At 58.2% G+C, this 4,560-nt stretch carries 5 protein-coding genes; 1 reads left to right on the top strand and 4 read right to left on the bottom strand.

Annotation, left to right across the window (positions count from 1 at the left end):
• Positions 1-128: 128 nt before the first annotated feature.
• Positions 129-1,256: a polysaccharide deacetylase family protein gene (locus JV551A3_RS26960; protein ID WP_133979256.1), complete on the bottom strand. Its 1,128-nt coding sequence runs from the start codon at positions 1,254-1,256 to the stop codon at positions 129-131.
• Between the two features lie 137 nt (positions 1,257-1,393).
• Here JV551A3_RS26960 and yaaA point away from each other — a divergent pair, with 137 nt between their 5' ends.
• Complete coding sequence (gene yaaA / locus JV551A3_RS26965; protein ID WP_133979258.1) at positions 1,394-2,173, top strand: peroxide stress protein YaaA; 780 nt, start codon at positions 1,394-1,396, stop codon at positions 2,171-2,173.
• Here the strand turns inward: yaaA and JV551A3_RS26970 are convergent.
• From JV551A3_RS26970 to JV551A3_RS26980, 3 genes are all read right to left on the bottom strand, one after another.
• Positions 2,082-2,762, bottom strand: coding sequence for an ABC transporter ATP-binding protein (locus JV551A3_RS26970; RefSeq protein ID WP_133979260.1), 681 nt, complete (start codon positions 2,760-2,762; stop codon positions 2,082-2,084). The two genes, yaaA and JV551A3_RS26970, sit on opposite strands and share 92 nt — an antisense overlap.
• Entirely contained in the window at positions 2,743-3,423 is a 681-nt protein-coding gene (locus JV551A3_RS26975) for a hypothetical protein (RefSeq protein ID WP_133979262.1), read from the bottom strand. The genes JV551A3_RS26970 and JV551A3_RS26975 overlap by 20 nt, the downstream gene beginning before the upstream one ends.
• 176 nt (positions 3,424-3,599) lie before the next feature.
• On the bottom strand, positions 3,600-4,040 hold the full coding sequence (locus JV551A3_RS26980; RefSeq protein ID WP_133979264.1) for a hypothetical protein: 441 nt from the start codon (positions 4,038-4,040) through the stop codon (positions 3,600-3,602).
• Positions 4,041-4,560: the final 520 nt, after the last annotated feature.

The raw sequence follows: 4,560 nt of genomic DNA on the forward strand, positions 1-4,560 counted from the left end.
CAGTAAAAATTCAGGCTGGCATTGGCGGGGGGCGCTTCGCACCCCGATCGCGACACAAGGCCGCTCCTACAGGCATCGCGTAACCTTGTAGGAGCGGCCTTGTGTCGCGATGGGCCGCAAAGCGGCCCCTACCCCCTCAAGCCATAAGCTTGGCAATCTTCCCAACCAATCCCGCTCTGCGCCGTATTGCGCAACAACCACTCCACCGCTGGCTGCGCCTTGGGCAGGCTGTCATGGAACTGGATCACCCCCTTGCGCCACAGCAGCATCAAGGTCAGCACCCGCTGCGCAGAGGCTTCTGCACTTAATGCACCATCATCCTGGGCATCGATGTCCCACAACGACACCTGCAACTGCTGGCTGGCCATGAACGCCTCGCCATCGGCCCGGCGCTGCCCGTAAGGCGGGCGGAACAACGGTACATACTGCTCCGGCAGGTCGGCCTGCACCCGCGCCTGGCTGCGCCGCAACGAGTCCTGCCAGCCGGTCCACTGCGCATGGGAGCGGTACTCCCAACCCTGGATCCCCACGCACTGCCCGCCATAGAGCTGGCGCAAGGCATCTGCCGCCCCGGCGTCGCGCCGTTGCTGCAGACGGTTGCCGAGCACGAAGAACGTACCTTCAAGCTTTTGCCGACGCAGGTAATCAGCCAGCAGGTCGGTACTGCCGCCATCCGGCCCGGGGCCGCCGACGAAGGTCAGCAGGAACATGCGGTCGTTCAGTTCATCCCCATTGCGCTCGCCCGGGGACAACCGCTCCACCTCGCTGCTGGTCTGTGGCAGCAATGCAGCCTTGCGCAGTTGGTCGTCCAGATAACGGACATGGAACTGATGGCTAGGCTCGATCCACCCCGTGTAGAACGTGCCGACATCAGCGGCGAACGTCGCTGCCTGCGTACGCAATTCCGCCATCGACGTGACCGGATAGCAGAACGACGCATCCTGCTCGCAACTGCGCTGCGCCTGTTGATACCCTTCCCACAAACGCTGCCACATGCGCGCCCGCACCTGGCGCACCTTCTGCAGGTTGACCTGCCGTAGCCCCAAACGTGACGCTAGCGCCGCGTCGTCCAGCAGTTCGCTTTCGTGCAGCACCTGGGCAAACGAGAGGATCTCGGCCCGCGAGGCCACATCGAACAACGCCGGGCTGTCCAGCTGTTCAGGCCACAGGCTGCGGTCCAGGCTCGGCTGGGGTGAAGGGGCGGCTTGCGCGGCCAGGCTCAGCAGAGCGGCCAGCAAGGCAGAGGCAATACGCACGGTTGAAGGCTCCGCAACGGCGAAACGCGCACTATAGCCTCTGCATCGGCCATGGTCTGTGACTATCGTCGCCATAGTTTGGAGTTGCACTGTCCAGCCCGTAGAATTCCCGGCCAACGATGCCAGGAGCCGACCCGATGCTGACGGTGATTTCACCCGCCAAGACCCTCGACTACGACACCAAGCCTGTGACCGAGCGTTTCACCCTGCCCCAGTACCTGGACGACTCTCAGGAGCTGATTCAGCAGCTGCGCGACCTGTCGCCGGCGCAGATCAGCGAACTGATGCATCTGTCCGACAAGCTCGCCGGCCTGAATGCCGCGCGCTTCGGCAGCTGGACCCCGGACTTCACCCCGGCCAATGCCAAGCAGGCGCTGCTGGCGTTCAAGGGTGACGTGTACACCGGCCTCGACGCCGAGAGCTTGAGCGAGGATGACTTCAGCTACGCCCAGCAGCACTTGCGCATGCTTTCGGGCCTGTACGGCCTGCTGCGCCCGCTCGACCTGATGCAACCCTACCGCCTGGAAATGGGCACCAAGCTGGCCAACGCCCGCGGCAAGGACCTGTACGCCTTCTGGGGCACGCGCATAAGCGAATGGCTGAACCAGGCCCTGGCCGAACAAGGTGATGATGTGCTGCTGAACCTGGCCAGCAACGAGTATTTCAGCGCGGTAAAACGCAGCGTATTGAAGGCTCGGGTGATCAACGTCGATTTCAAGGACTTGAAGAACGGCCAGTACAAGATCATCAGTTTCTACGCCAAGAAGGCACGGGGGATGATGAGCCGCTTCGTGATCCAGCAGCGCATCAGCGAGCCGGAACAACTCAAGCAGTTCGATGTGCAGGGGTACTACTACAGTGCCGAGCAGTCGAAGCCGGACCACCTGGTGTTCCTGCGCGATCACCCTGCCGAGTGAGCCTGGAACGCCCTCTTCGCCCTTGCTCGCGGTTCAGGCTCGATAGCAGCCCCATGATGTCTTGCGCCGTATCGCCATCCAGGTTTCCCGTTGGCTCATCGGCAAGCAGTATTCGCGGCCCGGTAACCAACGCCCGAGCGATCGCAACACGCTGGCGCTGGCCGCCGGACAGATCAGCGGGCCGGTTCAAGGCACGATGGGCCAGGCGGACTTTTTCCAGGTGAGCCTTCGCGGCCTGCCGTGCCGAGGCCAGGCGGATACCCCGGTAAGTTAGCGGCAGCGCGACATTGTCCAGAACGGACAGGCGTGGCAGCAGGTTAAAGCTCTGGAACACGAAGCCCAGCGAGCGATTGCGGGCGATGGCGCGTTGGTCAGCATTTGCCTGCGTCATGTCACAACCGTCCAGTATCAGACGCCCCCGACACGGCTGGTCGAGCAGGCCGATCAGGTTGAGCAGCGTACTTTTGCCTGAGCCAGAGGAGCCAATAATGGCGCATGACTGGCCTTCAACAAATGACAGAGATACATCATCGAGAACTATCCGGCCGTCAATCGAACGTTTTACTGATTCAAGACGAAGATGGCTCATTACCCACCTCCAAATTATCTGTCAAACGATCCTGATCAGCCCCCCATTCAGTGGCAATCATATCGATCAGCGAAACGTTAAACTCAGGCCATTCGATCTCCGATGAATTCAACTGCGTCGTTATCATGACCTCATAATTACCGAACCGGGCTTCCTCGATCGCTGGCAAAGATCGATAGTAAGACAAGATCTCCTGGAGACCCTGCGCACTACTACCGCTAGTCTGCTGCTCTGCACTGATCTTGCTGCAGATATATACGGACCATTCACAGTAACGCCTGCTCGTTTCCATCGCTGCGGCCTTACGCTCATTGACTGTAAAAACTCCGCCCTCATCGTAAGCGATAAGGCTCAACTGCTCCTGAGTCAGCTGGGCAAACGGATTACCCGCTCTGCCATTAACAAAATCAGTAGCTTGTTTAGCCCTGGCAAGCCATTCAGGGTCTTCTGTGTCGGGGGTTTCAGCATCATGAGCGACCTTGGCGAACTCATAGCCCAAGCCAAAAAGCCGCTCGCTTATTTTAGCCGCCAACACTGCCAGATCGCTTCTTGACAACTGGCTATCTCGCAACTCGGCACGCTCTGCCGCTGCACTCAAGGCCTTCGCCAGCGAGGAAATCTGTTCGTCAATCACTTCTTTGGGAGTTTCCAGCTCTGCCATGCGCTCAATCGCGGTCGAACGCTCCCGCGCACCGAAATCTTGCGCACTACGCAAAGCTCCCCCTACATATCTTATTTCCATGTAAGCCCCACCTATCGTAAGCAAACCTAATACTTGATCAGCAGCGCTTCGCCGCAAATTCGCGACGAAGCAGCTACCCTTTCTAGTTGAAATGCTTATTTCATGGTGAACTCGACACGCCATGAATTATCAGCGGAGGTGCCGGTAATATTGGCCGTACAGGTCGCGCCGCCACTTGGAGTGGCTGTTTTTGTCCATTCGGGTTTTTTGATACCGCCAGGCATCAGACGCATCTGAAACGTGGTACCGAAAGCACAGGTTTTACGTCCCATCGTGTATCGCACCATCGCCGCGTTTACATCCGGGCTGACAACACGTTGAACGCCGAAAGTACTCACTGTGCCGGGGGCCATCTCCTGTGCAGGGCGAGGAACAGCGATCTGATAGGTGCTGGATTCGTTCGAGGTCACCAGCTTGAGAACCATTGTCTCGGCTCCCTGGTTTTTGACGGTTACGTCTACCTTCGGCCCCGCCTGGACCATGCCAGCCATCAGCAACGAAACACTGGCCAACAGGACCTGCGATTTCTTCTTCATTTTTGGCTTTCTCTCATCTCTTCCATGTGGTTTATGGATGAGACGCCCCTGGTGACCTAGGGTCCCAAGGCTGCCCAAGACGCTCCTTCGTTCATGGACAGCTCCATAGAGCGCCCAGGTGGGGTAACGGCAGGCCACGGCAAAGCCTTAGCTTTCTTGTGGTCTTGGTATATTTCTGCATGTGTCGTCGCGTTGGCCCCAGAACGGGGCAAGACTCAAATAGCCATCACGCCACGAATCCGGCGCCAAAAAATCGCCAGGTGGTGACTTATAGCCAAACGCCATAAGACCGTTCGTAGCTTTTTTGACGAATTTTTCAAAATATTTTTCGATGCTGGCACAAAAATATCTCGCAACAGTTTCGCCCTTTATATATAGGGGCAAAACACCCGTGTGCTATCAGATTGAAATTGTCCGCCACTGAAAAAATATTTAGAAATCTTTCATCCGCGCCGAACCCACCCCGGAACTTCTGCTACGACGAATCGCTCATAGTGCCGTAACGATTTTCCTGCCCACG

This window comes from Pseudomonas inefficax (assembly GCF_900277125.1).
Lineage (GTDB): Bacteria > Pseudomonadota > Gammaproteobacteria > Pseudomonadales > Pseudomonadaceae > Aquipseudomonas > Aquipseudomonas inefficax.